Below are 23,879 nucleotides of genomic sequence, written 5' to 3' on the forward strand. Positions count from 1 at the left end.
TGGATATATTAAAAAAATGTTAGAATTTTGCCGCTTAACTAAGTATTATATTATTGTATGAGGAAAGAACTTAAAATTTTAAGCGTGCTAGGTTTGTGCTTATCCGGGCAATTTGCATTTAGTCAAATTAAAGGGAGTGTGCAAGAGGTTGATGGTGAGCCTTCTATAGGTGCGAAGGTCGAAATTAAAGGGACGAATACTTTTACAAGAACCGATGATGAGGGTAATTTTGAATTATCTACAGGAAAAGTTGGGGATGTTTTAGTAATAACTAATTTAGAAGAGGAATCAGAAGAAGTAGTAGCAAAAGAAGAATTAGCTTTTAAATTTTCAAAAAAAGTTAAAAATAAGAAAGAGAAAGAACTTGATGAAGTAGTGGTACTAGGTTTTGGTAGGATAAGAGATGCTAAAGATGTCGTAGGATCGGCTTCTGTTGTTAAAGGATCAGATATATCTAATGCGCCCGTTGCCTCATTTGATAAAGCATTAGCAGGGAGAGTTTCCGGTTTAGCTGTAAGTTCTTCTACGGGGCAGCCTGGTGGATTAGCCCAAATAAGGTTGAGAGGTATAACTTCTGTAAATGGAAATAATAACCCCATTTATATAATTGATGGGGTAAGAATTTCTTCAGGGAATTTATCGACTGATCGTAATGAGTCAACCTCAGATCCGTCAACTAACGTTTTAGCAACTATAAATCCTAATGACATTGAATCTTATACTGTATTGAAAGATGCAGCAGCAACTTCATTATATGGAGCAGATGCAGGCGCAGGTGTTATAGTGATAACTACCAAAAAAGGAAAAAAAGGGAAGCCAAAATTCACAGTCGATTTAGAAAGAGGATTTGGTAGAAGAGCAGTTAAAGATCCTCAACCCATAACACCCGGGACATGGAATAAAGTATTTATAGAATCTGTTAAAAATAAGAGAAACGTAACCGAGCAAGAGGCAATCGATTATATTAACGGTTTAGCTAGTAATGGGACGACTTTAGCGCTATGGGACGGAAAAACTCCAGTAACCGATTGGACTAAGCTAGTGGAGAGAGATTATACTTCCCAAAATAGCCTTAATATTGGAGTAACAGGAGGTTCTGACAAAATAAGATATGCCTCTTCTCTTAATTATTTTTCACAAGAAGGTATCGTAAGAGCTACAGATTTCGATAGAGTAGGTGGTAGGTTGGCTACAGATTATACGGCAACGGATAGATTGACAATACGGACTGATATCAATGCTTCCTATACCAAACAAAACAGTGTGTTAAACGGGGGATATTTCTCCAATCCGCTTTTAACCAAATATTTTATCCTACCTACTGATAATGCTAAAAATCCGGATGGAAGCTATAATTTAGGGAATGGAAGGATGTTTAATGGTATGTTTAATTCCGCTTACTTGTTGGAAAATAATTATAATACTACTAAAACAGCAAGAGTTTTTGCCAATATACAAGGTGAGTACAAAATTTTTAATAATCTAAAATATATTATAAATTTTGCTCCGGAATATATTAATATAGAGAGAGATAGGTATGATAATCCGATTCACGGAGACGGAGCCAATGTAAACGGAAGGATGATTAATCAAAGAATGCGATATTTTAATTGGAATGTACAAAATATCTTAAATTACTTTTTCAAAGTTGGAGAAAATCATCATTTCGATGCTAGAATTATACAAGAGGCCTATAAGAAAGATTATAAATATTTATATACTTCTAATACGACTGTAGGAAGATTAGGCTTATACTCCACAGATAATTTTGTAAAAAATGAACGTACGAGTGGTAACGGATATGTTGCAACCAGAAATGCATATGCGGCAAACCTAAGCTATGATTACGGTAAAAAATACTTTGTTGACGGAACTATCAGAAGAGAAGCATTAAATAACTTTAACTCAGATAACAAATGGGGTACATTCTGGTCTGTAGGAGCAGCCTATGATATTTCTAACGAAAATTTTTTAGCAGGAACATTTGTTGATTTACTGAAAATTAAAGCTTCCTATGGAGAATTAGGAAATCAATTACTATATGACGATATAAATTCCTTTTCTCTGTATGCGTATGATATAAACTATAACGATTCAGCTGGGGGCTATATCTATCAGTTGGGCTACAATGATTTTACTTGGGAAAAAATTAGACAATTCGATGTAGGTTTTGAAACAGTATTCTTTAATAATAGAATGAATTTTGCAGCCTCTTATTTTCATAAAAAAACAAAAGACTTAGTATTTCCTAAAGCAATATCATTAACAACCGGTTTCGCGAGTGTTACAGCGAATGCCGGAGATATGGTAAACCAAGGAGTTGAATTAGACTTAGGAGGAACGATAATTAAATCGGATACACCGGATGGTTTCAACTGGTATTTATCAGGTAATTTTACCTATGTAAAAAATGAGGTAACAGATTTACCTTTAGGAGAGACAGTAAAAACAGTAAATATTACTCAAAAAGGCAAAGCGGTTAGTAGCTGGTATATGAGAAAATGGGCAGGTGTTAATCCAGCTACAGGTGAAGCCCAATGGTATATAAATGGCAAAGATGGAGAAGTGACAACCGAATACAATAAAGCGCAAAGAGCTATTCAAGGAGTTCCTTATCCAAAATACATGGCAGGACTTTCTACAGATTTGTCATACAAAGGTATATCTTTATCTGCAACATTTAGTGGTAGCTTTGGGCATAAAATCTATGACGGATGGAGAAATTATACTACCAGTGACGGACAATATATACATGTCTATGGAGGATATGAAGAGCAAGGTGATTTCTGGACGCCGGATAATCCTAATGCATCTAATCCGAAACCGGTATTTACAAATAGCTCACAATCTAATAATGATTCAACTAGATTTTTATACGATGGCGATTTCGTTAGATTAAGAGATTTAACCTTAGGATATACTTTTTCAAAATCGGTTTTAGACGATATTGGTTTAACCAATCTTAAAATATATTTAAGAGCTACTAATATATGGACCTATTGTTTTGATAGTCAAACAAGACATTTAAAAATAGAACCGGAACAAAATATGAATGGAGGAGGGAGTAATTTCGATCAACCAATATTAAAAACTTTTACGGTTGGAGTTAATGTCGGATTTTAAATAATAAGAAAAAAAGTATGAAAAAAATTATAATATTAGTAACTGTTTTATCATCATTAATTACAACCGTATCATGTTCAGATGATTTTACGGATCCGCAATTACAACAAAATGAAATAATAGAAGATACACCGATAACAACTTTAGAGCAGTTGCAAACATTTATGAATGGAACTTATGCTTTAATGAGGGTTCGATATTATTATGGCTGTGATTATATAGTTTATGGGGAAGTAAGAGGAAGTGATGAAATGTTTTCAACTGGTACATCGGGAAGATATTTGAGTGTTTCTCAATTTACTATGAATGCTGAAGATAGCTATTCTAATCTAACTTGGAGAAGCATATATCGCGTTATAGCCAATGCAAATATTGTTATAAATGCAACGATTACTGATGGAAGTTCAGAAAAATCGATCAATGAAATTAAATCACAAGCATATGCCGTAAGAGCTTGGGCTTATTTCGATCTAATTAAATTATATGGACAAAAATATACTCAGGATAAAAACTTAGGGGTTCCGATTATTTTAGATTATATAAAAGATCCAGCTTCATTTTCCATAGCTAGATCAACCTTAGATGAATGCTATGCCCAAATTGAATCCGATTTTCAACAAGCTTACGATAAATCGGAATATAGCTTAGGTACGAAACAGACCTTAACTAAAGGAGCTATAGCAGCTTTGATGTCAAGATATTATTTATATAAAGAAGATTATAAAAATGTATATAAATATGCAAGTGAAGTTACCAACCAATACGCTCCAATAGACAAAGGATTATATGTTACAAGTTGGAGAATTGAAGGGCTTAATTCTATATTCGAATTAGCATATGGAGTTTCCGGTTCATTAGGAACTGCCGGGATAGCCTATATTTTTTCTATGGACGGCTATGCCAATACAAGAGTGCTTCCTAGTTTAGTCGATGCATATGATCCGGAAGATATTAGAGCAACTATAAAAAAAGGTGAAAAAGATAAGACCGGTATGTTACGTCAAAATTCTTCAAAAAGTTCTACTTATCTAGAAGGAAAATATCCAGTATTAACGGGCGAAGCCAACCAAAAATTAATAAGATATGAAGAAGTTGCTTTAAATCAGGTAGAAGCTATATTGATGGGAGGCGGAGGTTCTAATGACGAAGCACTAAATCTAATTAATGGTATTAGAGAACAAAGAGGTATCGCACCTTTAACTTCCGTAACTATGGATGATTTAAAAGAAGAAAGGAGAAAAGAATTAGTGGGGGAAGGATTCAGAGTATGGGACTTACTAAGATGGAACAAGTCATTAACTCGTTTGGGCTTAACGGGAGAAAAAGAAGATGTTTTATCCGAGGGTGATTATAGGTTAGCTTTTCCTATACCTCGATCTGAAGTTGATAATAATCCAGGATTATCTAAACAACAAAATAAAGGTTATTAATATATTGTAAACATAAAAAAAACCACCTTATTAAGGTGGTTTTTTTATATTATATTTGAATGAATAAATTCTAAATAAATTTTTAACTAATGCAAAATATTTTTAATGGAACTTTCATGAAATCTTATTCGATCATTTGAAAGGTTGATTATAATTTTTCCGTTTAAGGTACAAATAAGATAAGTTTAAAAGAAGAAATCTTAAAATTTTTATGCAAAAAGGTTTGTATTCGGCATCATTTTAACAATTATTATGAATAATATAACATATAGATTAAACAGGTGATTTTTTTGCCTTTTTTTTATTTTTATATTTGCATATTGTTTTATTACATGAGTAGAATTAGATTACTTTTAGTCTGTTTTTTTTTAAGCATAGTTTCAATATTTTCTTTTGCTCAGGTAACAGAAGAAAAAGCAGATCATGTGCCTATATCCAATACTACTAATAATATTAAGACAGTAAGTACTGACTCCATAAAATATTACAACCCTACCATACAGTCGTATAAATATTGGACAGAAGATAATACCAAACAAATTTTTGATACAGTTTTAACTATAGATAAATACTATAGAAATAAAATGTATAATCATAAAGATAGTTTTGGAATCATGCCATTTTCCAATATAGGGCATACATTTAATCCCTTACTATATACAACCAAAATCAATTCTGCTATTGATTTAATTCCTATAGGGAAATCTTTCAATCTTATTGAAGCAGATGAGGTGAGATATTTTGATGTGCAAACACCCATGACAGAATTTCAATACAATAATGGGTATAAGCAAGGACATTCCCTATCAAGCTTATTTACGCATAATATAAATTCAAGAATCAATTATTCAGTACAGTATAGGGGATTAAGATCAGAAGGCAAATATCTTGAACAACTAGCTTCAAACAATACACTTTTATTTACTGTTAACTATCATACAAAAAATCAAAAATATAATTTGTGGAGCCATTACATTACAGCAAATGTTGATGATGAAGAAAATGGAGGAATACAATTTCCCAAAAATTTTGAAGATGGAGACAGTAAGTTTAAAGACAGAGACCGAATGGAGGTAAATTTAACAGGAGCTCAATCAAAATATGGAAGGCGAAGATTCTATGTAGGACAGCAATTGGGGATTATTAATTCAGGTCAAAACAGATATCCCTTATCTATAAAAAATATATTTACAGCAGAATCTTCACATTATTCCTATGAAGAATTTAAAGCTCTTAATACATTTTTTGCAGATAGAGAAGGAATTTTTGAGGTAGATAATTTAAAAGGACATTATAATATCAAAAAACTGAGAAAAATTACCAACTTATCAACAGTTGTTTATGATTGGACCGATAGATTGCATGTAGAAGCAGGATTAAAGTATGAGCACTTAGAATTTAATTTTGACAGAATTGTTGATTCAAGTATAGCCTTCCCCAAAAATTTAAAGGACAACCGACTAGGTGTAGCAGGTAAACTTACTTTTAATTGGAAAAAAGAGATAGTCTTAAAATCTCAAGGAGAAGTTATGTCCGGAGATGAATTTAAAAATTCTTATTATATAGATAATCATTTAATAGTTAGTCCGATAAAAGATTATTATATAGAAGCGAATTTGGGGATAAAATCACAGATGCCTTCGCTTAACTTATTGTATAACCAAAGCTTCTACAAATCCATGAATTACTTTGTAGAAAATCCGGAAAATGAAAGAACCGTCCAAGCAGGAGGAGAATTACACTTAAAACCCTATAACACAAGAATTTTCACCCAATTTTACAATATAAAGAATTACACCTATTTAGATAGCGATAATTTACCTAAACAATCTTCCTCATCTGTAGATTTGGTGCAAGTAGGAATAAAGAATACCTTTCAATATAAAAAGTTTCATTTAGAAACCCATCTAGCCTATCAAAATGTTACCAGTAATAAACAGCTATTACCCCTTCCTGATTTTATAGGTAGAGCAACGGTATATTATCAATCAAAAGCATTTAAAAACAATGCCGAATTCCAACTTGGATTAAATGCATACTATTTTACTAAATTCCAATCTCGAATTTTTCTTCCTGTAACTAACGAATTTAGATTGCAATCAAAATCGGAAAATTATAATATAGGGGAATATCCTGTTTTAGATTTATTTCTCCATTTTAAAGTTAAAAGAATGTTGATTATCTTGGAAGGACAACATTTCAACTCCAGTTTTAGCGGCTATAAATTCTATAGTTCTCCTCTAAATCCTTATACCGATTTTCGCTTGAATGTAGGAATACTCTGGTATATATTTACTTAGATTTTATAAATATGAAATTAGCAATTTTTCTTTTTAAGAATTTAAATTTTTGTAAATTGTAATTTGCTATTATGAATAAAAAGTTAAATTATGAATACACCTCTTTTTGAAGTCGATTTGAAAGTACGCGATTATGAATGTGATGCTCAAGGGATCGTAAATAATGCAAATTACCAGCATTATTATGAAATAGGTCGTCATGAATTCTTAGAACATCACGGATTAGATTTTTACGACTTACATACCAAAGGAATTGATTTAGTATTAGTGAGCATATATGTACGCTATATGAAATCATTGAAAGGAGGGCAAAAATTTCTATGCACTATTGATTCCTTAGAAAAAAAAGGAATTAGGTATTTATTTAATCAAAAAATCATACGTAAATCTGATAATAAAATTTGTTCAGAAGCAAATGCGGAAGTAGTAAGTATCGTTAATGGTCGAGTAAGTAAACTGCCTATATTGGACGAAGCATTTGCTAAATACTTTCAAAAATAGATTACATAAATTGAAATAGATTTAGGAAAAGAAGCTTATAAAATATATTATTGCAATTCGAAAACCTATAGATCTAATGAGAATATAAAAATAAAATCTTTTTATTACGAAGTCCTGACTATATAAAAGGTAAATTATTTTGGCTTGCTAAGTTGCGAACTAATATAAAAAGAATATAATTTTTTAAATTCCTTGAACATTAAAATAAACAAACTCGCATAATTTGAGTATTTTTCAAAAATTTAAAAGTAACGGTAAATTACTGTTAACAGGAGAATATACAGTGCTTGATGGCGCATTAAGCTTGGCAATCCCTACACGATTAGGGCAATCTTTGCTTGTAAAAGAAGCTGATAAGCTCCATCATAAAATAGTATGGAAAGCCCATAAAAATGATGGAAAATTATGGTTTAAAACTATTTTGGATATACGTAGTAACAAAATAGAAGAAACCGATAATATTAATTTTTCAAAAAGATTACTTCATATATTTCAAGAAGCAAATAAATTAGGAAGTAAAAAATTCAAAAATAATTTTGGATATGAATGTACGACACAACTTGATTTCCCTGAAAATTGGGGATTTGGAACCAGTTCTACATTAATAAACAATATTGCCCATTGGGCAAAAGTAGATCCTTATAAGCTTCTTGAAAATACATTTGGAGGAAGTGGTTATGATATAGCTTGTGCGAATGCAATTACTCCTATAACTTACCAATTAAAAGAGAATAGCTCTTCAAGAGTGGAAAAGGTAATGTTATCCAAAGAAATAACAGATCATCTTTTATTTGTTTATTTAAACCAGAAGCAAGATTCAAGAGAAGGAATACAGCAGTATAAGCAAAGAACAAAATCGGAATTTTTATTAGATGCTATCTCAAAAATAACAAGAGAAATAAGTAATCCTAAAATTACTTTTACTCACTTTAGTAATCTTATTTTAGAACACGAACAAATGATTTCTCAATTTATAAATATACAACCTGTAAAAGAAAGATTATTTAGTGATTATCCCGGATTTATTAAGAGCTTGGGCGCTTGGGGAGGCGATTTTATCATGGTTGAAAAATTAGAAATTTCTGATGATTATTTCAAGAAAAAAGGTTATAATGTTATAAAAAGATATAACGAAATTATCTATTGAAAGGTTATTTTTTTCTTAATAAAATTTATTAATCGTAATAAAAAAACAATAATATATATTTGATTGGTTTTTAGTAATTTATTTAGGTTGGTCGGATAATGGATTGTATTCGCTTTTTAAAAAATTGATACTTAGATATATTATGAATACCTTTACATAAAGAAAACTTTAAACCAAAAGTTTATGTTAAAGATAGGCGATAAAATTCCTGATTTTCAAGGGAAAGATCAAGATGGAAAAATTATTAAATATTCTGATTATAAAGGTAAAAAGCTTATCATATATTTTTATCCTAAAGCCAATACACCCGGCTGTACCGCTGAAGGGTGTAACCTCAGAAACAATTATCAAATACTTCAAAAAGAAGGATACGAAATTATAGGAATAAGTAAAGATACAATAGATAAGCAAAAAGCATTTCATGAAAAATATTCATTTCCATTTCCACTAATAGCTGATGTGGATAAGAAGATAATAGAATCATTTGGTGCTTGGGGAATGAAAAAATTTATGGGGAAAGAATTTGAAGGTATTTTAAGATATACATTCATAGTAGATGAAAATGGAATAATTACAAATATTATTACGAAAGTAAAGACCAAGAGTCATGCAGAGCAGATACTTGAAAAAAATGACCATTGAAAATAATGGGAATATAATAGAAATATAAAGAACGTATAGAAGAATCTAAAATACATAAATTAACAGAAAAATTAAACATTTATATAAAAATTAAATAAATAATGGCAGAAAAAGAAAGCAAAGACGCAAACAATTTGGAAGCAAAGAAGAAGGCGTTGAATCTAATTTTAGATAAATTAGATAAAACTTATGGAAAAGGATCAGTCATGCGAATGGGGGATAAACCTGTAGAAGAGGTGGATACAATTCCAACCGGTTCTTTCGGTTTAGATTTGGCATTGGGAGTAGGAGGCTATCCAAGAGGAAGAATTATTGAAATATTCGGTCCTGAATCATCTGGTAAGACTACACTTACATTACATGCGATAGCTGAAGCGCAAAAAAAAGGTGGAATTGCAGCATTTATTGATGCTGAGCATGCCTTTGATCCTACTTATGCACAAAGACTAGGGATAAATTTGGATGATTTGATTATATCGCAACCTGATGACGGAGAACAAGCATTAGAAATAGCAGACAATTTGATTCGTTCAGGAGCTATAGATATTGTTGTCATTGATTCCGTAGCTGCACTAACACCTAGAGCTGAAATAGAAGGAGAAATGGGAGATTCCAAAATGGGACTACATGCAAGGTTGATGTCACAAGCCTTAAGAAAGCTTACCGCAACCATAAGTAAAACTAAATGTACGGTAATATTTATAAATCAGCTTAGAGAAAAAATAGGAGTAATGTTTGGAAACCCGGAAACAACAACCGGAGGAAATGCATTAAAATTCTATGCTTCTGTAAGAATTGATATACGTAAATCAGGCTCACCTATAAAAGATGGAGACAATGCGATAGGAAGTCGTGTAAAAGTTAAGGTAGTTAAGAATAAAGTAGCTCCTCCATTTCGTCAGACAGAATTCGATATTATGTATGGAGAAGGAATATCCAAAGTAGGAGAAGTATTGGATTTAGGCGTTGAAATGGGAATTGTCGGAAAATCAGGGTCTTGGTTCAGTTATCAAGACACCAAGCTCGGACAAGGAAGAGATTCAGTGAAACAGTTATTGAAAGACAATCCAGAATTGTTGGAGGAAATTGAAACCCGTATCAAAGAAAAATTAGTGGAGCAATAAAGATTTAATCCTTTTATTATCAAAAAAAATGATGCATTTTATTTAAACAAAATGCATCATTTTTTTAACTCAATATATATTATTTATACTACTATGATGTAAATAATACATCATTAATTTATAGTTATTTTACTGAAATGGGCATAAAAAAATTTAGTCAGTTGTTTATTAAAATAAGAAATTATAATTTCTTTAATTTTAGATCCATTCATTTATATGCTCTCCGGTACCCATTTTAATGCTTTTAGCTGAAATAGTAAAAGTTTCTGTAAGAGGAGTTTTACCGTAAGAATCAAAATTTTCTTTATATTTTACCACATATCCATCAAAAAAATATAATTCTTTTAAAGTAGAATTACTATCTCTTTTAATAAAAACTATTTTACCATCTTTTCTTTCAAAGCTATTAGTCATCCACTCAAAGATATCAGTTTCACCGGTGGATTCAATAGACACTTCAATTCTTCCTCCTCTGGTTTGAGAAGAAGGGCGTCCTGTAGGATCAGTTTCCTGAGCTAAAGAGTAATTAATATTCAATACATTATATGTTTTTCCTTCTACTTCTAATTTTGCTCTAAATGACATAATAATTATTTTGCGATTATCTTAATAAAATTGTGTTAATTGAAATTATAATACAAATATAACACATGATAATTGTCTTTTTTTTAAATGTATGTTAAAATAATTGTAAAATATAAAAAAATATATACCGTATTTTTATCTAAGTACTCATTAAAATTTTTTAGGAATTGAAAATCATATTACAATCCCAAAGCGATATGCGTGTTTTAAGATATAAAATAATAATTAATTTATGTTTATAATCTATTAATTGTAAATATTATTGTGTTTAATGCAATAATTTATAATTATAATTATTACTTTTATAACTTAAAAATTTCTGAGTTAAAATTATGTGGAAAAGTGAATACTGTAAAAAAGGATTGTATGACCCAAACTATGAGCACGATGCGTGCGGTGTAGGAATGATAGTCCATACAAAGGGTGTTAGATCCCATTCAATTGTCGAGAACGGTCTCCAGGTTTTAGAAAATATGACCCATAGAGGGGCAGAAAGTGCAGACAATAAAACCGGGGATGGAGCGGGCATTATGGTTCAAATACCTCATGAATTTGTTCTTCTGCAAGGAATAGCAGTTCCGGAAAGAGGTAGGTATGGAAGTGGATTATTATTTTTTCCTAAAGAAAAAGATGAAGAAGAAAAAGCATTTAATTTATTATCCGAATTAATAAAGAAAGAAGGCTTAAATTTTTTAGCCTTACGAGATGTTCCTGTTAATAGTGACATATTAGGAGAAATATCTATGGCAAATGAGCCGGTTATAAAGCAGATATTCATAAAAGGAGAAGAGTATTCTCAGGAAGTTTTAGAATTAAAATTATATTTATTAAGAAAGAAATTTGAAAAAGCAATATTAAAATCAGATATAAAGAACAAACGCGGATGTTATCTGGTAAGTTTGTCAACCAAAACCATTGTATATAAAGGGATGTTGACATCGCTACAATTAAGACATTATTTTCCGGATTTATTACATCCAAACTTTACCAGTGCCATAGCTTTGGTACATTCACGTTTCAGTACCAATACTTTTCCTACTTGGGATTTGGCGCAGCCTTTCCGTTTAGTAGGACATAATGGAGAAATTAATACTATAAAAGGAAACAGATTGTGGATGGAAGCACGTGAAAGCGTACTAAAATCTGAAAAAATCGGAAACATAGAAGATATATGGCCGATTGTACAGAATGGAATGAGTGACAGCTCCTCCTTTGACAATGTGTTGGAATTTTTAGTAATGTCGGGCAAGTCCCTACCTCATGCGTTGGCAATGATGGTTCCGGAATCATGGAATGATAAAAATCCTATTTCATCCGAATTAAAAGCTTTTTATGAATATCATAGCATACTTATGGAGCCGTGGGACGGTCCGGCAACCATCTTATTTAGTGACGGTAGATATGCAGGAGGATTGTTGGACAGAAACGGCTTACGGCCTGCTCGTTATCTCATTACTCATAATGATATGATGGTGGTAGCTTCAGAAACCGGAGTAGTTACCTTTGATCCGTCGGAAATCAGAGAAAAAGGTAGGTTAAAACCCGGAAAAATGTTAATGATTGATACAGCTACCGGTATTATACAATATGATCAAGAATTAAAAGAAGAGTTAGCAAAAGCCTATCCATATAAGCAATGGTTGGATAAAAATAGAATATCTTTAGATAACATCACTTCGGGAAGAAGCGTAACATACGAAGTAGAGAATATGGGAATTATACTCTCCGCTTACGGCTATTACCGGGAAGATATAGAAAAACTATTAATCCCCATGGCTAAAGATGGAAAAGAACCGGTAGGTTCTATGGGCAATGATTCTCCATTAGCCATACTATCAAAAGAACCCAATCGTTTGTTTTCTTATTTTAGACAGCATTTTGCTCAGGTAACTAATCCTCCTATCGATCCCATAAGGGAAGAATTAGTCATGTCATTGGCAGGATATATCGGATCTCTTCATAAAAATATTTTAGAGCCCATGCCGGAACATTGCAAGATGGTAGGACTGGCATATCCAATTATTACCAATAAGGAGTTAGATATACTAGAAAATCTGCATTATAAAGGATTTAAGTCAACTGTTATACCCATGACTTTTTCCCATAATCCTGACGAATATGCCTATGGATTGGAAAAAGGAATTAACAAGCTTTGTGAAGCAGCCGAATTAGCTGTAGATCAAGGAAGTAATTATATTATTTTAAGTGATAGGAAAGCAAACATAGAGCAAATAGCAATACCTTCCCTCTTAGCAGTTTCCGCAGTTCATCATTATCTGATAAAAAAAAGGAAACGTATGCAAATAGATTTAGTAATTGAGTCAGCGGAGCCGAGAGAAGTGATGCATTTTGCCTTATTATTCGGATATGGTGCTAATGCAGTAAATCCCTACCTATCATTTGCAATATTAAATGATTTAGTTAAAAAAGGTGAAATACAAATGGTATTCTCTACAGCCGAAAGGAATTATATGAAATCCATACATAAAGGATTATTGAAAGTGCTTTCCAAAATGGGAATATCTACCCTTAAAAGTTATATAGGAGCTCAGGTATTTGAAGCAATAGGAATTAGCTCTAAAGTATTATCTAATTATTTTGGTCATACCATTTCTAAAATTGAAGGAATAGAATTGGAAGATATAGCCTACGATACTATAACATCATTCGAAGAGGCTTTTGAAGGAATACATGGCTCAACTATATATGATAATTTAGGAATGTACGCATGGAGAAAAGGAAGAGAGGCTCATGCTTGGAATCCTGAAACTATTGCAAAGCTTCAAATAGCTACACGAATCGGAGATTACGATAAATTCAAAGAGTTTACACAAGAAGTTGATAATAAAAAAGATAAAATATTCATACGAGATTTTATCGATTATAATACAAATCCCATTAGTATAGATCAGGTAGAACCTGCATCCGAAATAATGAAACGATTTGTTACCGGAGCCATGTCTTTTGGCTCAATCAGTAAAGAAGCCCATGAGGCCATAGCAGTAGCTATGAATACCATAGGAGGAAAGAGTAATACAGGGGAAGGAGGAGAACTTAAAGAACGTTTTTCTACAAAAGCGCGCTCGGCTATAAAGCAAGTAGCCTCAGGAAGATTTGGCGTTACAACGGAATATTTAGTAAATGCAGATGAAATACAAATTAAAGTAGCTCAGGGTGCAAAACCGGGAGAAGGAGGACAATTGCCGGGCTTTAAAGTAGATAATATCATAGCTAAAACCAGGCACTCCATACCAGGAATTTCTTTAATATCTCCACCTCCACATCATGATATTTATTCAATTGAAGATTTGGCACAATTAATCTACGATTTGAAGAATGTAAATCCCGAAGCAATAATTAGTGTTAAATTGGTATCAGAAAGTGGGGTAGGGACAATTGCTGCCGGGGTAGCAAAAGCGAAAGCAGATTTAATTTTAATAAGCGGCTGTGACGGAGGAACAGGAGCCAGTCCGTTAAGCTCAATCAAGCATGCCGGATTGCCCCTAGAGATTGGATTGGCTGAAACACAACAGACATTGGTGCTTAATAATCTGAGAGGTAACATTCGTCTTCAAACAGATGGACAACTAAAAACTGGTAAGGATATAGTAATTGCGGCTATGTTAGGAGCAGAAGAATATGGTTTTGCAACGAGTGCTTTGATTATTTTAGGTTGTGTTATGATGAGAAAATGTCATTTAAATACTTGCCCTGTAGGAGTGGCAACTCAAAATGAGCAATTAAGAAAAAAATTTAGAGGAAAAAGCGATTATCTTATTAATTTCTTTACGTTTTTAGCAGAAGAAGTACGAGAGCACCTTGCTTTACTAGGCTATACAAAATTAGAGGATATTGTTGGAAGAACAGATCTATTAAAATCCAAAACATCTTTAGAGAATCCAAGACATGAAAAGTTAGATTTAAGTAGAATTTTGTTTTATCCGGAAAAAAATGAAAATTCCCTTAAACATAACAAGATCCAAGATCATAAAATTGATAAAGTATTGGATAGAGAATTGATTAATACTTGCCGAAATGCTATTGATAAAGCTATGCCAGTATCATTAAAACGGATACTTCAGAATACAGATAGGGCCGTAGGAGCTATGTTATCCGGTGAAGTAGCAAAAAAATATGGAAATGATGGATTGCCTGACAATACCATTCATTGTGAATTTAAAGGATCGGCAGGCCAAAGTTTCGCAGCTTTTTTATCTAAAGGAATAACCTTTACATTAAAGGGTGATGCCAATGACTATCTAGGAAAAGGTTTATCGGGAGGCAAAATAATTTTATTACCTCCAGATACCTCTAATTTTAAACCCGAGGATAATATTATTGCAGGAAATACACTTTTATATGGAGCAACAACTGGAGAAGTATATATTAACGGTCAGGTAGGTGAACGTTTTTGCGTAAGAAACAGTGGGGCTCTTGCTGTAGTAGAAGGAGCCGGTGATCATTGTTGCGAATATATGACCGGAGGACGAACCGTAGTATTAGGCAAAACGGGAAGAAATTTTGCCGCCGGAATGAGTGGGGGAATTGCCTACGTATATAACCCTGACGGAGATTTCGATTACTATTGCAATATGGAAATGGTAGAACTTTCCTTAATTGAAGATATTAGCGATATACGGGAACTGCATGATATTATAAGCAATCACTATAAACATACTTCAAGTCCTTTGGCTAAAAGACTTCTAGATAATTGGATGAACGAAATTAATTCTTTTATTAAGGTCACACCAATTGAGTACAAAAGAGTATTGCAAGAAGAAAAGATTCGTGCAATTAATGAGAAAATTTCAAAATTAGAATACGATTATTAAGATATTATAAGTATAAAATGGGAAATCCTAAAGCATTTTTAACAATAAATAGAAAAGAAGCAGGGTACCGCCCTAGACATGAAAGAATTTCGGACTATGGAGAAGTAGAACAGACATTAAATACAGAGGATAGACTTTTACAAGCATCTCGATGTATGGACTGTGGAGTTCCATTTTGCCAATATGGGTGCCCTTTGGGAAATAAAATGCCCGAATGGCAAGATCTTATCTATAAAGGAAATTGGAAAGGAGCCGCTCATAGTTTACAATCAACCAATGATTTTCCTGAATTTACAGGGCGCGTATGTCCGGCTCCTTGTGAAAAAACCTGTGTTTTAGCAATAGATGATTCACCGGTAACAATTAGAGAAAATGAAGCTGCCGTAATGGAACATGCCTATTCGGAAGGATATATGAAGCCTGAGTTACCAAACACACGTACAGGAAAAAAAGTTGCTGTTATCGGATCAGGTCCGGCAGGAATGGCTGTAGCGAATCAACTAAATAAAAAAGGACATTTAGTAACAGTGTATGAAAAAGATACCAGCATAGGCGGATTGCTTCGATATGGTATTCCTGATTTTAAATTGAATAAAAATGTTGTTCAGCGAAGAGTTGACTTGATGAAAGAGGAGGGAATAGAATTTGTGGTAAATACCGAAATTGGAAAGGATATCAAAGGAAAGGATATAGTAAAAAACTATGACGCCGTTTGCATAGCCATAGGCTCTCAGGTGCCTAGAAATTTAGATATTGAAGGAAGAGAGCTGGAAGGAGTTCACTATGCAATGGAATATCTAAAAATGCAAAATAAAATAGTAGCTAAAGAATCAATTACCGATGACGAATTTATTAACGCAAAAGGTAAAAATGTCCTTGTCATTGGAGGAGGGGATACAGGCTCCGATTGTATTGGAACTGCAAATCGGCAAGGTGCTGCAAATATTATGCAGATTGAAATTTTAACCAAGCCTAAAGAACTTAAAGATGTTGAAAATAGATGGCCGGTTCCTTTTCCTGTTTACTTAAAAACTTCATCGTCACATTTAGAAGGATGTGAACGAAAATGGTCTTTACACACAAAAAGATTTATCGGTGAAAACGGTAAGTTAACAGGGGTTGAAGTGGTAGAAGTAGAATGGCAAAAAGATTCTTCTGGAAAATTTATTATGAATGAGGTGGGAGAGCCTAAAATTTTAAAAATTGATTTGGTTTTTTTAGCCTTGGGATTTGTAAATCCTATTCAAGAGGGATTTTTGGAAGAGATGGAAATCATTATGAATGAAAGGAAAAATATACATACTGATAATACCAGAAAAACAAACATTGATAAAATTTTTGCTGCAGGAGACTGTGTCAGCGGACAATCACTCGTTGTAACCAGTATAGCATCCGGAAGGGAAACCGCTCATCATATAGATGAGTTTTTAAGAAAATAGCGTTTTTCTATAAGAATAAAAGTTAAACTGATAGCTTAAAGAAGCTATCAGTTTTTCATACAAATACTGTAGAATGTAATCTAATAATTACTAATAAAAACACAGTAACATTATAAAAAGATTAAATATGACTACACCGCAAAAAATTATTAAGAAAAAAATATGAGTTTAAAGATTGGTTTAACAATTAGGAAATGATTTAAAAGCCTGTATAATTATAGGCTATAGCCAGGATAGTTTCTATTGTTTTAAAGAACTATTATGAACAAGGTGGAAAGCTAACCTTATAGGAAATATCTCGGCGTAAATCTATTCTTAAAAATCGTATTGATATAGCTATCGAATACCAGGCGATTACATTCCTTGCTGAGTAAGAATTAAGGTTACTTCATGTATTAATTGATAGAGAAACCGAGTACTGTGGACTAAGAGAGCAACATGAATATCAGTTATATCTTGTCAATGAAGATATTGATTTAAGAAAAGTCCACAAATAAAAGGAATCTGATAAAGATTCCACAGAACAATACAGAAAGGGCTTTGTACCGTAGCTTTTAGAAAGAAAATATGCAGGAGTGCAGATAGATACAAAAATTGATAGTAAGGAGGACATTGCTAAATAAAAACTTTTGGAAAAAATAATGAAGCAACAAAATATTCTTACCTCTTGATGCCAAAATACTCTTGATAAGAACCATAAATCATAGTAAACTCACAACTGTAAGATGGTGATTGCTATTACAACTAACGAAAATTTCAGTCATAAGATAGATTCAAAATATCATATGTTAGCCTTATTTACAGTAATTATATGGGGAACGACTTTTATTTCAACTAAGATATTAATAAATAACGGACTTACACCGACCGAGATTTTTTTATATCGATTTTTGTTGGCTTATGTATGTATTGGTTTTTTTTCTTCTAAGGTTATTTTTGCAAAAAATTATAAAGATGAATTATTATTATTATTTTTGAGATTATTCGGCGGCTTATTTTATTTTATTGCAGAAAATACAGCATTAAAGCTTACATTGGTATCAAATGTATCATTAATACTTTCTACTACACCTATAGTAACCGTATTGATATATAAAAATGAAAAACTTACTGCAAACCTGGTAAAGGGATTGTTATTGGTGCTTTTGGTAGTATATAATGGTAGATTTATACTTAAAATAAATTTCTTAGGGGATTTATTAACCTTTATGACCGTACTTTCTTGGTCCTTTTATAGTTTAATTTTAAATACGCTTGAAAAAAAATACCCTATACTTTATATAACACGTAAAGTTTTCTTTTATGGAATTATTACTTTGATTCCCTTTATTTTTATAAATCCTTTTAAATTTCAGAAAGATATACTAATCACCTCAATTATTATGACAAATTTGGTATTTTTAGGGATTGTTGCGTTCATGATATGTTTTTTACTTGGAATATGTCAATTAAGAAGCTGGGAATTATAAGGACAACTAATTATATATATGTTGTCCCACTAGTTACAATACTCACTTCCTTAATTATTTTAAAAGAGAATATTACTATCATATCAATTATTGGAGCTATATTTATATTATTTGGAGTTTATGTCTCGGAGAATGACATAAAAATAAAGAGAAATAGAAATTAAATTAAAACAATTGACGAAATAAAATGGTTTCAGCTAAAATCGAAAAAATTTTTAGAGTTATCTGGTATTTAGTTGCTTTTATGTTAACTATATATTTGGGATATACTATGTGGAAGGGAAACGAAGAATTACCTTATAATATTATAATTTTTATAATTACAGCTTTATTAGGATATACTTGCGTAAATATATTAGTTTATCGTTCACCCGTAGTGTCCAATCTATTAGGAATGTCGGCAAATATAGGGGAAATATATACCCATTTATTATATGGTAATGTAGGTTTGGCTTGTAGTAATCTATATTATTTTATTACTCATGTAATAGGACTTTTCTTATGGACAAAGAAAGAAAATCAAGATGAGAAAGGTAAAATTAAAGTATCAAAAACAAATTATATGGCTCTTGCATTCACCATTTTGTTTTGTATACTTGGAATCATTTTGATGTTTTATTTCGGAGATTATATCTTTAAAGAAGGAGCAACCACTTCTCTGCTTTTACTAAATTGCATAGCTTTTACGATAGGGGTATCTGCTCAATTTACAATGATTATGAGACAACCCTTTTCTTGGATTTTATGGAGTATAAGTAATTTAGTATGGCTTTCTTTAAATATTATTTCGCACAATTATATTTTTGCCGTCCAATCTGTTTTATATGAGATAAATGCAGTAATTGGTATCTATAAATGGTATTCTGATTCTAAAAAATAAATTTGCTTATGGATTTTGTAGAATTCTATCGAATAAAGTGATTTTTATTAATTATGATCTAAATCTATAATTATATAAAAATTATATTTTAATGTTTATTGGCGAGTTGACCACAGGCAGCATCAATATCGTCTCCTCTACTTTTTCTAATTTTTACAATAATATTCTCTTTTTCTAAGGTAGATACATAATTTTGAATTATCTCCGAGCTTGCTTGAGAATATTTGCCACTATCAATAGAGTTGTATTGTATTAAATTAACCTTGGAGGGTATTGTTTTACAGAATTTTACTAGAGCATTTATATCTTCCTTGCTGTCATTGATTCCTTTCCAAACAATATATTCCAAAGTAATTCTGCTTTTGGTCTTCTGATACCAATAATTTAGAGATTCCTTAATGTTGGTAAGAGGAAATTTTACACTGAAAGGCATCAATTGATTCCGTTTTTCTTCTATAGCTGAATGTAAAGATAACGCTAATTTAACCTTTACATTTTCATCGGCTAATTTCTCAATTAATTTGGGAATACCGGATGTAGAAACGGTAATTCGCCTTGGAGACATACCTAAACCTTTATCTTCGGTAATCTTCCGAATCGCATCAAGTACTGAAGAATAGTTTAGAAGCGGCTCTCCCATTCCCATAAAAACAATATTGGAAAGAGGTTTCTGATGGTATTCTCTACTCTGTTTATCTATAAGTGTTACCTGATCTACAATTTCAGCAGTGGTTAAATTTCTCATTCGAATAAGTTGAGAAGTTGCGCAAAATGTGCAATCCAAACTGCATCCCACTTGAGATGATACACAGGCTGTGGTTCTTTTTGCAGTAGGTATTAGAACAGATTCCACAACATTTCCGTCGTGAAGTCTCACCGCATTTTTTATAGTTCCGTCTTTAGACCTTTGCATTACATGAATTTCTGCCGGTCTAATTATAAAATGATTTTCCAGTTTTTCACGAAGAGGTTTGGATAGATTCGTCATACCTGCAAGGGAATGCGCATTTTTATTCCAGAGCCAATCATATACCTGTCTTGCACGAAAAGCTTTTTCTCCTATTGAGGAAAAATAAGCCTCAAGTTCTTGTAAACTTAAGGCTCTTATATCTTTTTTATTTTGATTCAAACTAGTTATAAAGCTAAATTAAATGATTAACATTGCATCTCCGTAAGAGTAGAATTTATAATTTTCTTTAATTGCTTCTTTATAGGCTTTCATGATTAAATCATATCCTGCAAAAGCAGAAACCATCATCATTAATGTTGATTTTGGTGTATGGAAATTAGTAATCATGGAATCGGCGATACCAAAATCATAAGATGGGAAAATAAATTTATTGGTCCATCCTTCATAAGGATTTAGTCGTTTATTTGCAGAAACTGAGGTTTCAATAGCTCTCATTGAAGTAGTACCCACTGCACAAACGCGATGTTTAGTCTCAATAGCATGATTTACAATTTTACAAGTTTTCTCTGAGATAGAGATTTGCTCACTTTCCATTTTATGTTTAGAAAGATCTTCAACTTCTACGGAAGCAAATGTTCCTAAACCAACATGCAAAGTAATTTCTGCAAATTCAATTCCTTTAATTTCCAAACGTTTTAATAGATGTTTAGAAAAATGCAATCCTGCAGTTGGTGCGGCAACAGCTCCCTCTTCTTTGGCATAAATTGTTTGATACCTTTCTGCATCATCCGCATCTGGTTTTCTTTTAATATATTTAGGTAGAGGAGTTTCTCCTAACTCCTTTAATTTTCTTCTAAATTCTTCATAAGAGCCGTCAAATAAAAAACGTAAGGTTCTACCTCGGGATGTAGTATTATCAACTACTTCGGCAACTAAACTATCGTCCTCTGTAAAAAATAATTTATTTCCGATTCTTATTTTTCTTGCAGGATCAACCAATACATCCCATATTCTAGATTCAGCATCCAGCTCTCTTAATAAAAAAACTTCTATTTGAGCTCCGGTTTTTTCTTTATTACCATATAAACGGGCCGGAAATACTTTAGTATTATTTAAAATAAAGACATCCCCTTCATCAAAATAATCAATGACATCTTTAAATAATTTATGTTCTATTTCTCCTGTGTTTTTATGTACCACCATTAACCTTGCCTCATCTCTGTTTTTGGAAGGTCTATCTGCAAGAAGTTCAGGGGGTAACTTAAAATCAAAATCTGAAGTTTTCATTATTAAATTTATGTTTATAATACAAATATACAATAAGCGTACCCCTAAAGTCAAGTATTTATTTTTAAGACACCTTTATCGCAAAGAATTTTTGGCAAGTTTTTTGAAATTTCACTAGTAAGAAGTTATTGTTGTTATATTTAAAATATAATTTTTAAGCCATGGGGAAATGATTTAAAATTTCTGAAAAATTATTTATAACACATAATTTAAAAGTAAATTAAATTTTTTTTAAAGTAAAATTTCTTTCAAATAAATTTATACTTAGTTAGAGCAATAAGGGTAGAAAATTTTTCTATCCTTATTGTTTTTTATAGGGTTAGCTTTTTTAAATCTTCAATGTTTCCATTAAAAACATTGATATCTACATAATTTTCTGTAATACCTTTTACTATTCCTTTTTCAGTAAACTGCCAAAAGGACCATTTTTGATGTAAAGGACTTTCAATAGGATTGTAATTTGCCGTCCATATCATATAATCGGTTAAATCCATATCAGATATGTGATGAATGAAATAGGCATCGTTGGAATAAATAATTGGTTTAACCTTATAATTTTTTTCAATGATAGTTAACCAGTTTATAAGTCCGGTTTTTAATAATTCCAATGATTGATCTTTCGGTAATTCTTCTACATCAAGCACAGGTGGTAAATCACCTTTTTCTAAGGTAACAGTCTTAATAAAATTTTCAGCTTGTATGGTAGAATTTCTGTTAACATCATAATAATGATAAGCGCCTTTTATAATATTTTTTTTAGCGAGATTTCTCCAATTTTTTTTAAATGAAGCATCTTGAGTAAAAGCGCCCCGTGTTGCTCTTACAAATACAAAAGATATTGGAATTTCTTTATCGATAAATTGAATACTATCCCATATAATTTTACCCTGATGCTGACTAATATCAAGCCCAAAAACATTATTTTTATATTTAGTGAAAACAGCTTGGATCTTTTGAATTTCAGATATTTTAATATTTTTTTCTAAATTTTCATTTTCAAAGTTCGCTCCGGCCCACTTATTTTTAATAAGGTAATAATACGTGATCAGCGAAGTACGAAAAAAAAAGAGTAAGGATAGGATTACAATGACACCTGTTAGCCAATAGTAAAGTACTCTATAAGTATTTTTTTTGTTAGTTTTTCTTTTCATAAGTAAATGAAAAATATTCGTTGAATATGGTTCTGAATTTTCGATGACATCTTTAAATAAGATTGATTCAAAGATAATAAACTATTGGATAAGAAAAATAGTAATTATGTGTTTTATCCTAATAAAATTCCACCATAAATATGATATGTATTTATTAAAAAGATTGATAATGTTATGCAAAGAAATGGTAGGCAACCTTAAAATATTGTGTTAAATTTTTGAACTAAAAAAGAATTCTAAATATAATTTGATAATATTTTTATTATTCCAAAAATGCCTTTGCATTTATAATAGTAGTTAAGATTGCTATAACGTATAATAATTTATCTATTTGAAATGCTATAATTTGAGAATAGTGATTGATAAAGATTACAAAGGCGCAGAATAGATTTTCGATGAGAGAAAATATAATTAGCTTATTTATTTATTTCTAGAAAATTTTTTACCAATGTTTTGGCTTTATTTTGAGCTTTTTCCAAATTATCATTAATTATTACTACATCAAAATCTTTAGCAAATGAAAGTTCTTCATCAGCTTTTTGAATTCTGGCAAGTAGTGAATCCGAATTTTCAGTATTTCTATTTTTTAATCTTTCCTCAAGGTCTTTTAAAGAGGGGGGAGCAATAAAAATAGCCAAAGCTCTCTCTTTAAATTGTTTTTTAAGATTTAGTCCTCCTTTTACATCAATATCAAAAATTACATGTTTCCCTTGATTCCAAAGTCTTTCTATTTCAGAATGAAGTGTTCCATAAAATCGACCTTCGTATACTTCTTCATATTCTATAAATTCGTTGTTTTTGATTTTTTCTTTAAATTCTTTTTCTGTTAGAAAATAATAATCTTTTCCGTTAACTTCAAATTCTCTTTTAGGGCGTGTAGTACAAGAAATTGAAAATGCAATTTCTGGAAATATGGTTAAAAGATATTTCACAATAGTCGTTTTTCCAGCACCTGAGGGTGCTGAAAAAATGATTAATTTACCTTCTAAATTTTTTCCCGGAAGCAATTCTTTAAGTTGAAAAGTATCATTTCCCGGCTTCTGATATATTAATCCCATA

General features: G+C 31.4%; 17 protein-coding genes. 12 read left to right on the top strand and 5 right to left on the bottom strand.

Annotated elements, in window-relative coordinates; all coding sequences use genetic code 11:
- Positions 1 to 57: 57 nt before the first annotated feature.
- From M3Z80_RS00310 to recA, 7 genes are all read left to right on the top strand, one after another.
- A complete protein-coding gene (locus tag M3Z80_RS00310; RefSeq protein ID WP_293916411.1) occupies positions 58 to 3,123 on the top strand; it encodes a SusC/RagA family TonB-linked outer membrane protein in 3,066 nt (1,021 codons plus the stop codon).
- A gap of 17 nt (positions 3,124 to 3,140) precedes the next feature.
- Positions 3,141 to 4,553, top strand: a complete 1,413-nt coding sequence (locus tag M3Z80_RS00315) for a RagB/SusD family nutrient uptake outer membrane protein (RefSeq protein WP_293916413.1) — start codon at positions 3,141 to 3,143, stop codon at positions 4,551 to 4,553.
- A gap of 332 nt (positions 4,554 to 4,885) precedes the next feature.
- Entirely contained in the window at positions 4,886 to 6,853 is a 1,968-nt protein-coding gene (locus M3Z80_RS00320) for a putative porin (protein ID WP_293916415.1), read from the top strand.
- Positions 6,854 to 6,943: 90 nt separating this feature from the next.
- A complete protein-coding gene (locus M3Z80_RS00325; protein WP_293916416.1) occupies positions 6,944 to 7,354 on the top strand; it encodes an acyl-CoA thioesterase in 411 nt (136 codons plus the stop codon).
- A gap of 223 nt (positions 7,355 to 7,577) precedes the next feature.
- The gene (locus M3Z80_RS00330; RefSeq protein WP_293916417.1) at positions 7,578 to 8,501 is read left to right on the top strand and encodes a GYDIA family GHMP kinase; all 924 of its coding nucleotides are present in this window, start codon (positions 7,578 to 7,580) and stop codon (positions 8,499 to 8,501) included.
- 183 nt (positions 8,502 to 8,684) lie between these two features.
- Positions 8,685 to 9,143 (top strand): thioredoxin-dependent thiol peroxidase, encoded by a 459-nt coding sequence (bcp, locus tag M3Z80_RS00335; protein WP_293916419.1) that lies wholly within the window; start codon positions 8,685 to 8,687, stop codon positions 9,141 to 9,143.
- A 101-nt stretch (positions 9,144 to 9,244) separates the two neighbouring features.
- On the top strand, positions 9,245 to 10,267 hold the full coding sequence (recA, locus tag M3Z80_RS00340) for a recombinase RecA (RefSeq protein ID WP_293916420.1): 1,023 nt from the start codon (positions 9,245 to 9,247) through the stop codon (positions 10,265 to 10,267).
- Positions 10,268 to 10,465: 198 nt separating this feature from the next.
- Here the strand turns inward: recA and tssD are convergent, their stop codons facing one another.
- Positions 10,466 to 10,852 (bottom strand): type VI secretion system tube protein TssD, encoded by a 387-nt coding sequence (gene tssD, locus M3Z80_RS00345; RefSeq protein ID WP_293916422.1) that lies wholly within the window; start codon positions 10,850 to 10,852, stop codon positions 10,466 to 10,468.
- 332 nt (positions 10,853 to 11,184) lie between these two features.
- On the opposite strand from tssD, the gene gltB reads away from it, so the two are divergent.
- From gltB to pnuC, 5 genes are all read left to right on the top strand, one after another.
- Positions 11,185 to 15,684 (top strand): glutamate synthase large subunit, encoded by a 4,500-nt coding sequence (gene gltB / locus M3Z80_RS00350; protein ID WP_293916424.1) that lies wholly within the window; start codon positions 11,185 to 11,187, stop codon positions 15,682 to 15,684.
- 17 nt (positions 15,685 to 15,701) lie between these two features.
- Positions 15,702 to 17,123: a glutamate synthase subunit beta gene (locus tag M3Z80_RS00355; RefSeq protein ID WP_293916426.1), complete on the top strand. Its 1,422-nt coding sequence runs from the start codon at positions 15,702 to 15,704 to the stop codon at positions 17,121 to 17,123.
- Positions 17,124 to 17,848: 725 nt separating this feature from the next.
- Positions 17,849 to 18,592 carry an EamA family transporter gene (locus tag M3Z80_RS00360; RefSeq protein ID WP_293916427.1) on the top strand — a complete coding sequence of 248 codons (744 nt, stop codon included), beginning with the start codon at positions 17,849 to 17,851 and terminating at the stop codon, positions 18,590 to 18,592.
- Positions 18,565 to 18,756, top strand: coding sequence for an EamA family transporter (locus M3Z80_RS09760; protein ID WP_366519826.1), 192 nt, complete (start codon positions 18,565 to 18,567; stop codon positions 18,754 to 18,756). Before M3Z80_RS00360 ends, M3Z80_RS09760 begins: the two co-directional genes overlap by 28 nt.
- 23 nt (positions 18,757 to 18,779) lie before the next feature.
- Positions 18,780 to 19,472, top strand: a complete 693-nt coding sequence (gene pnuC, locus M3Z80_RS00365; protein WP_293916429.1) for a nicotinamide riboside transporter PnuC — start codon at positions 18,780 to 18,782, stop codon at positions 19,470 to 19,472.
- A gap of 88 nt (positions 19,473 to 19,560) precedes the next feature.
- Here the strand turns inward: pnuC and rlmN are convergent, their stop codons facing one another.
- From rlmN to gmk, 4 genes are all read right to left on the bottom strand, one after another.
- Positions 19,561 to 20,601, bottom strand: a complete 1,041-nt coding sequence (rlmN, locus tag M3Z80_RS00370) for a dual-specificity RNA methyltransferase RlmN (RefSeq protein ID WP_293916431.1) — start codon at positions 20,599 to 20,601, stop codon at positions 19,561 to 19,563.
- Positions 20,602 to 20,619: 18 nt separating this feature from the next.
- Positions 20,620 to 21,669 (bottom strand): tRNA preQ1(34) S-adenosylmethionine ribosyltransferase-isomerase QueA, encoded by a 1,050-nt coding sequence (gene queA, locus M3Z80_RS00375; protein ID WP_293916433.1) that lies wholly within the window; start codon positions 21,667 to 21,669, stop codon positions 20,620 to 20,622.
- A 311-nt stretch (positions 21,670 to 21,980) separates the two neighbouring features.
- Entirely contained in the window at positions 21,981 to 22,820 is an 840-nt protein-coding gene (locus M3Z80_RS00380) for a GH25 family lysozyme (protein WP_293916435.1), read from the bottom strand.
- Positions 22,821 to 23,236: 416 nt separating this feature from the next.
- Complete coding sequence (gene gmk, locus M3Z80_RS00385; protein WP_293916437.1) at positions 23,237 to 23,878, bottom strand: guanylate kinase; 642 nt, start codon at positions 23,876 to 23,878, stop codon at positions 23,237 to 23,239.
- Position 23,879 lies beyond the last annotated feature (1 nt).

It is taken from the genome of Apibacter sp., assembly GCF_025291155.1.
GTDB lineage: Bacteria > Bacteroidota > Bacteroidia > Flavobacteriales > Weeksellaceae > Apibacter.

What these genes read in the sequence shown, in the direction of transcription:
- M3Z80_RS00310 (WP_293916411.1), top strand. Translation starts at nt 58, where the DNA reads ATGAGGAAAGAACTTAAAATTTTAAGCGTGCTAGGTTTGTGCTTATCC.
- M3Z80_RS00315 (WP_293916413.1), top strand. Translation starts at nt 3,141, where the DNA reads ATGAAAAAAATTATAATATTAGTAACTGTTTTATCATCATTAATTACA.
- M3Z80_RS00320 (WP_293916415.1), top strand. Translation starts at nt 4,886, where the DNA reads ATGAGTAGAATTAGATTACTTTTAGTCTGTTTTTTTTTAAGCATAGTT.
- M3Z80_RS00325 (WP_293916416.1), top strand. Translation starts at nt 6,944, where the DNA reads ATGAATACACCTCTTTTTGAAGTCGATTTGAAAGTACGCGATTATGAA.
- bcp (WP_293916419.1), top strand. Translation starts at nt 8,685, where the DNA reads ATGTTAAAGATAGGCGATAAAATTCCTGATTTTCAAGGGAAAGATCAA.
- recA (WP_293916420.1), top strand. Translation starts at nt 9,245, where the DNA reads ATGGCAGAAAAAGAAAGCAAAGACGCAAACAATTTGGAAGCAAAGAAG.
- tssD (WP_293916422.1), bottom strand. Translation starts at nt 10,852, where the DNA reads ATGTCATTTAGAGCAAAATTAGAAGTAGAAGGAAAAACATATAATGTA.
- gltB (WP_293916424.1), top strand. Translation starts at nt 11,185, where the DNA reads ATGTGGAAAAGTGAATACTGTAAAAAAGGATTGTATGACCCAAACTAT.
- M3Z80_RS00355 (WP_293916426.1), top strand. Translation starts at nt 15,702, where the DNA reads ATGGGAAATCCTAAAGCATTTTTAACAATAAATAGAAAAGAAGCAGGG.
- M3Z80_RS00360 (WP_293916427.1), top strand. Translation starts at nt 17,849, where the DNA reads ATGGTGATTGCTATTACAACTAACGAAAATTTCAGTCATAAGATAGAT.
- M3Z80_RS09760 (WP_366519826.1), top strand. Translation starts at nt 18,565, where the DNA reads ATGTCAATTAAGAAGCTGGGAATTATAAGGACAACTAATTATATATAT.
- pnuC (WP_293916429.1), top strand. Translation starts at nt 18,780, where the DNA reads ATGGTTTCAGCTAAAATCGAAAAAATTTTTAGAGTTATCTGGTATTTA.
- queA (WP_293916433.1), bottom strand. Translation starts at nt 21,669, where the DNA reads ATGAAAACTTCAGATTTTGATTTTAAGTTACCCCCTGAACTTCTTGCA.
- M3Z80_RS00380 (WP_293916435.1), bottom strand. Translation starts at nt 22,820, where the DNA reads ATGAAAAGAAAAACTAACAAAAAAAATACTTATAGAGTACTTTACTAT.
- gmk (WP_293916437.1), bottom strand. Translation starts at nt 23,878, where the DNA reads ATGGGATTAATATATCAGAAGCCGGGAAATGATACTTTTCAACTTAAA.